At 73.0% G+C, this 5,524-nt stretch carries 6 protein-coding genes; 4 read left to right on the top strand and 2 right to left on the bottom strand.

What is annotated here, in order from left to right; genetic code table 11:
• Positions 1–98: 98 nt before the first annotated feature.
• From AB0C29_RS31265 to AB0C29_RS31255, 3 genes are all read left to right on the top strand, one after another.
• Positions 99–1,358: a hypothetical protein gene (locus tag AB0C29_RS31265; protein ID WP_360827680.1), complete on the top strand. Its 1,260-nt coding sequence runs from the start codon at positions 99–101 to the stop codon at positions 1,356–1,358.
• 183 nt (positions 1,359–1,541) lie between these two features.
• Complete coding sequence (locus tag AB0C29_RS31260; RefSeq protein WP_360827678.1) at positions 1,542–2,486, top strand: acyltransferase domain-containing protein; 945 nt, start codon at positions 1,542–1,544, stop codon at positions 2,484–2,486.
• Between the two features lie 218 nt (positions 2,487–2,704).
• On the top strand, positions 2,705–3,355 hold the full coding sequence (locus tag AB0C29_RS31255) for a Bax inhibitor-1 family protein (protein WP_360827674.1): 651 nt from the start codon (positions 2,705–2,707) through the stop codon (positions 3,353–3,355).
• Here the strand turns inward: AB0C29_RS31255 and AB0C29_RS31250 are convergent.
• Positions 3,312–4,625: an MFS transporter gene (locus AB0C29_RS31250; RefSeq protein ID WP_360827671.1), complete on the bottom strand. Its 1,314-nt coding sequence runs from the start codon at positions 4,623–4,625 to the stop codon at positions 3,312–3,314. The genes AB0C29_RS31255 and AB0C29_RS31250 overlap by 44 nt on opposite strands.
• A 56-nt stretch (positions 4,626–4,681) precedes the next feature.
• On the opposite strand from AB0C29_RS31250, the gene AB0C29_RS31245 reads away from it, so the two are divergent.
• Complete coding sequence (locus AB0C29_RS31245; protein WP_360827668.1) at positions 4,682–5,215, top strand: CGNR zinc finger domain-containing protein; 534 nt, start codon at positions 4,682–4,684, stop codon at positions 5,213–5,215.
• Positions 5,216–5,227: 12 nt separating this feature from the next.
• On the opposite strand, the gene AB0C29_RS31240 is transcribed toward AB0C29_RS31245, so the two are convergent.
• A partial coding sequence (locus AB0C29_RS31240) for a low temperature requirement protein A (RefSeq protein WP_360827665.1) occupies positions 5,228–5,524 on the bottom strand: 297 nt, incomplete at its 5' end.

Below are 5,524 nucleotides of genomic sequence, written 5' to 3'. Positions count from 1 at the left end.
CACGGAGGTCAACGGCGAGGCCGTCAAGGAGTCGATGCGGCAGTGGAACGAGAGCGGCGCGGCGCCGATCAGGACCCGGGGCAGCCCGGACGCCCGCGGTGCTGCCCGACGAATCGCTGACCGTCACCGGGCCCGGCCGGCTCTGCGAACAGGTCGACCCTGATCCCGGCCGGGCCTGCCTGGCCCACCCTGAGGACAATCTCTGGGGCTGGTCGCCACACTTCGTGGGAATCGACCTGGCGGCCGACGAGCCGGGCCGGCACTCGGTCAAGCTGACCTGGTCGAAGCCGGGGGAGGCGACCGGCCTGCGTCCGGCGCACCCGCGGCCGGTCGCCGGCGATCTGGCCCTGCGGCTCATCGTCCCGCCCGGCAGCACCGGTACGCGGATCGGCGTCGTCGCCACCGACCGCCACGGCCGCAGCGCGGACCTCGGCACGGTGACGCTGGACGGGCTGCCCTCCTCGGACAACCTGCCACGCTACTGGGCGCAGGAGGTGCGATTGCCGTTGCGGGGCCTCACCTCGCTCGCCGAACTGCGGCTCGTGCCGCGCAGCCCCGGCGGAACGGCCTGGCTGATCGACGCCTGGGGGTGGCGGCCGGGCCTGCCCGCCCCACGGCTGGACGCGTTGCCGCGCATCGACGCCGATGACCTCACTGTCGACGAGAACGATGCCGGCGAACGTACGGTGCAGGTGCCGGTCCGGGTCACCGGCCGCGGCGCCGGCCGGGTGAGACTGTTCCTGACCGACCTGTCGACCGGCCGTACGCGTTCCTGGGTCGCCGCGGTCCGCCCCGGCCGCACCACCGTCCCGGTGCCGTTCACCGTCGCGGGCGACCGGCTCTACGGTTCCGACCAACGTCTCGTGGTGAAGGTCAAGGCCGTGCAAGGCGTGCAGGTCGGCAGCTGGATCGGCCGGACCCGGGTACGCGACGACGACCCGGCCCCGCAGGTCACCGTCGAACCGGTCGCCGACTCGGTGGTGGAAGGTGACCCGCTGCGGTGGCGGATCACCCTGTCGGACACCATCGAGGGCCGGATCTACGTGGAGGCGACGGTCCAGGCTCCGGGCGACGATCCGCAACTGTCCACCACCGACGTGCATCCGGACTGGCTGGCCGAAGCGGGCGGCTACGAGGCGGAACCGAGCCGGCCGCTGTCGGACCTCGAGTTCTTCGGCATCCTGGCCGAGTTCACCCCGGACCGGCTGTCGGCCGAGCTGACCGTGCCGACGATCGCCGACGAACTGCCGGAGCCGGTCGAGCGGATCCGGTTCGCGCTGTCCGGTTCGGGGCACGGCCTGCCGGACCTGGGCACGGTGACCGGGAGCGTCTCGGACCCGCCCGGCGCGCGGCGCTAGCCGGGGCCACCCGGGACGGCCGGCGGTCCGTGCTGGGCGGGCGGATCCGTGCTGGGCGGGCGGATCCGTGCCGGGTGGCGGATCCGTGCCGGGTGGCGGATCCGTGCTGGGCGGGCGGATCCGTGCCGGGCCGACGGATCCGTCAGGGGCCGGGGTGACGGATCGGCCGGTAGGGTCGGGTTTGTGGATCTGGAGGACACCGCTTCCCGGCTCGGCGTGCCCGTCGAGGACGTCGAGCGCGTGCAGCGCCTCGCCGGTGACCGGCCGTCGGCCCCGCTGCCCGCCAAGGCCGACGCGCCGGGGATGCTCGAGCGGCTGGCGGTGCGGCCGGACGACGCCGCGGAGATCATGGCCGGCTGGCCCGACCCGGACTCCCCACTGTGGACGCCCGAGCTGCGCTGGCTGCTCGACCGCTCGACCGCCCTGGTGCGCGCGGACCTCGGGGGCTCCGACTGGCTGCCGCCCGGCCCGGTGCTGCCGCGCGACCGGGGACCGGCCTGGCGGCACCTCTACGTGTACGCGTATCTGGCCCTGGTCGACGTCGTCACGGCGTACCACCGTGAACACGGCATCGCCGATGCCGTGTCGTGGGCGACCCTCGCGGACCTGGGCCGCAACCTCGCTGTCGACCGGCGGATGCGCGGCGAGGGCTGGCCGGTCATGCAGAGCTGGCTGACCCTGCACGCGCGCGGCGGCCTGTACGAGCTGGGCCGCCTGCAACACCAGCGCGGCGACACGGCCATCGGCCTGCACATCCCCGAGTCGGGCCCGCTGACCCCGGAGGCGGTGGCGGCGTCGCTCGACCAGGCCCGGGCGTTCTTCCCACGTCACTTCCCCGAGGAGCGGTACACGGAGTTCTCCTGCGGTTCGTGGCTGCTCGATCCGCAACTGCTGGAGTTTCTGCCCGAGGACTCCAACATCGCGCGGTTCCAGCGGCGGTTCGAGCTGGAGCCGTACGAGGAGCCGGAGGGCCTGGACGCGGACGAGGAGGCGTTGCGGTTCGTGTTCCGTACGCTGACCACGCCGCTCGACCAGCTGCCCCGCGACACGACCCTCCAGCGCGCGATCGTCGACCACCTGAAGGCCGGCGGCCACTGGCGCTGGCGCAAAGGCCGCTTTCCGATCTGACCAGGCCGCCCAGCTGGCAACCCATTCCAGCTAGGTTCCTAGGATGCTATAGCGCGTGTGTCACCGGGCGGCTGCGCCTGTGTCGTCGCGCAGCGGGCGTACGCCTCATCCGCGAAGAGCGACTGCCGGATGCCGGAGTATCACCCCTGGCGAAGGGTGTCCCGGGTGTCCGCGCGGATCAAGGTGGACGTTGACCACCTCATCCGCAGGGGAGCTCGATGGACGACACCTACGCACCTCGCCCGGCCGGACTGGCCGTCGGCGGCGCAGCCACCCTGTTCGCGCGCACGATGGGGTACGTCGCGGCGACGACCGGCCTGTTCGCCCTCGGCGCCTATCTCGGTCGTGGTTTTCCCGCCCTGGTCGCCTTCGGCGCGTACCTGGTGTCGTTCGCCGCCCTGATCGCCATGCACTTCGCCGTTCGCCGTTCGCGGCCGGCGACGGTGGCCCTGCTGGCGGCGTTCGGGCTGCTGCTGGGGGTGGCGGTCGCGCCGACGCTGGTCTATTACGCCAGCACCGATCCGCAGGCCCTCTGGCAGGCCGCGGCCGCGACGGCGTTGTTCGTCGCCGCGTTCGGTGCGGCCGGGTACGCCACCCGCCGTGACCTCGCCGCGCTGGCCCGGATCTGTTTCTGGGCGCTGGTGGGCCTGCTCCTCTTCGGCATCGTGCTGATCTTCGTGAACATCCCGAACGGGGCCCTCATCTACTCCGTCCTCGGCCTGGTGATCTTCGCGGGTCTCATCATGGTCGACTTCCAGCGACTGCGGCGCTCCTCGGACATCGCGTCCGCGCCGCTGCTGGCCGCGGCGATCTTCCTCGACATCCTCAACGTGTTCCTCTTCTTCCTCCGGATATTCCGGGGCCGGTGACCGCCTGACCTCGTCGCCGCAGCGTGAGCAGTGGCAGGAGCGCACCGGCCGCGGCAGCCGCGCCTGCCCACTTGAAGACCGCGTGGTAGCCCGCGAGCGAGTCGTCGGCGGCCAGCGGCACCAGAGCCGCCAGGCCCAGCACCGTGCCCAGCTGGGCAGCCGCGTTGAGCAGGCCGGAGGCCAGCCCGCGCTGATCGGGAGCCGAGCCTTCGGTCCCGAGCCCGGTCGAGGCCACCGACGCGACCCCCAGGCCGACGCCCATCACGGCGAAGGCCGGCAACATGGTCGTCACGTAGGAGCCCGTCCGGAGCTGGCCCAACGCACCGGCCGCGACCGCCACCAGGCCACCGACCATGGCGGCCCGCGGCCCCGGACGAGGGCCCAGGGCGGCGCCGGCGATGACGGCGAGGTTGAACGGTGCCGTGGCCAGGCCGGTGATCAGCGCGCCCGCGCCGAGGGTCTGCTGCTGGTACAGCACGGCTATGAACATCACCGGTGTCGTGGTGGCGGTCAGGACGGCGGCGACGAGCACCGGGACGGACAGCTTGCGGTCCCGCAGCGCGGACAGCGGGAGCATGGGTGTGGCGGCGCGGCGTTCGATGCGTACGAACCAGGCCAGCGCCACGACGGCGGCCGCGAATCCCCACGAGCCGTAGAGCAGGGCGGCCAGGGCGAAGGTCAGCGTGGCGGCGCCGGGCAGGTCGAGGGAGCCCTGGGTGTTGCGGTGTGTTTCGGTGAGCAGGCGGGTCGCGAGGGCGGCGACGAGGGCGACCGGCACGTTGACCAGGAAGACCGAGCGCCAGCCCAGGCTTTCGGTGAGCACGCCGCCCAGCAGCCAGCCGCACGCGCCGCCGCCGGCCGCGCTCGCGGTCCACCAGCTCAGGGCGTGGCGTCGTTGCGGGCCGGCCGGGAAGGCGCTGTTCAGCAGGGCCAGAGCGGTGGGGGCGACGATCGCGGCGCCCACGCCCTGGATCACCCGGGCGCCGACCAGCACGGCCGGGGACCAGGCCACGCCGCAGATCAGCGATGCGACGCCGAAGACGGTGAGTCCCGCGGCGAAGAGGCGGCGGTGGCCGAACAGGTCGCCGGCCCGTCCGGCCACGATGAGCAGACAGCCGAAGCTGAGCGTGTACGCCGTGACGACCCAGGCCAGCCCGGCCGTGGTGAACCCGAGGTCGCCCCGCACCTGAGGCAGTGCGATGGCCACGATGGTGACGTCCAGGACCACCATGAACTGTGCTGTGCAGAGCAGTGCCAGCATGGACTTCATGTCGTAGCCGTACCCGGGCTAACGGCCGGATAACATAAAACCGTTAGGGAGGGTCGATGTGGGAATGGCTGGGCGAACCGCTGCCCCTGGACGTGGCCAACTCGCTCCGGCGCCGCGGTACGCAGTACCAGGACCTGTGGCGCACCTGGGACGACGTGCTGGAGTGGGCCCGGCACGAGGTGGCGCGGCTGGGGCCGGTACCGGCCGAGGGGGCCGATCGGCTGGACGAGCTGCGTGAACTGCGTGACGACGTCTTCGCCGTCCTGCTGGCGGTCACCGGGCAGCGGCCGTACCCGGTGGACGCCGCCGGCCGGATCGACGCCCGCGCCCGGGCCTGGCCCGTGGTGCGGCAGCTGGGGTCCGACCCGGTCGTGATCGCGCCGGACGGGACCGACGCGGTGACCGGGCTGCTCGCGCGGGTCGGGCACGCGACCATCGACTTCGCCGCCTCGGCCGTGGCGGAGCGGCTCGGTTTCTGCGACGCGCCGAGCTGTGGCCAGTTCTTCCTCCGGGACCGCACCAACCAGCAGTGGTGCGGCCCGGCCTGCGGCACCCGCGTACGCGTAGCCCGGCACACCGCCCGCCACTGACCGCCGGGCCGTTCATGGTCGAGCTCGAAGGAACCGCCGCGGTGACCACCGGTTCGTCTCGGCGATGATCAGCGCCGTCAGCACCGCGACCAGACCGGCCAGCCCGGCCGCCGGCGGCAGCACCACAGCGGCCGGAACAGCCGCGAGCAGGACGCCTGCCGCGACCAGGCGGGGCGCGCTCAGCACTGTGTGCATCCGGTACGCGAACAGCAGATGCCCGCCGAGGTACAGCGCCGCACCACCGTAGAGCGACAGCGCGTACCAGGCGCCCAGCGGCTCGCTGTCGCCGGCGTGCGCCACCACCCCCTC

This window comes from Actinoplanes sp. NPDC048791, from assembly GCF_040650095.1.
In the GTDB taxonomy this organism is placed as follows: domain Bacteria; phylum Actinomycetota; class Actinomycetes; order Mycobacteriales; family Micromonosporaceae; genus Actinoplanes.
Note: the sequence above shows the minus strand (reverse complement) of the source record. Positions and strands in the feature narration are given on the sequence as shown.

Bases quoted from the DNA above. Each gene is read 5' to 3' on its own strand.
- AB0C29_RS31245 (WP_360827668.1), top strand. From the start codon at position 4,682: ATGTGGGAATGGCTGGGCGAACCGCTGCCCCTGGACGTGGCCAACTCG.
- AB0C29_RS31250 (WP_360827671.1), bottom strand. From the start codon at position 4,625: ATGAAGTCCATGCTGGCACTGCTCTGCACAGCACAGTTCATGGTGGTC.
- AB0C29_RS31255 (WP_360827674.1), top strand. From the start codon at position 2,705: ATGGACGACACCTACGCACCTCGCCCGGCCGGACTGGCCGTCGGCGGC.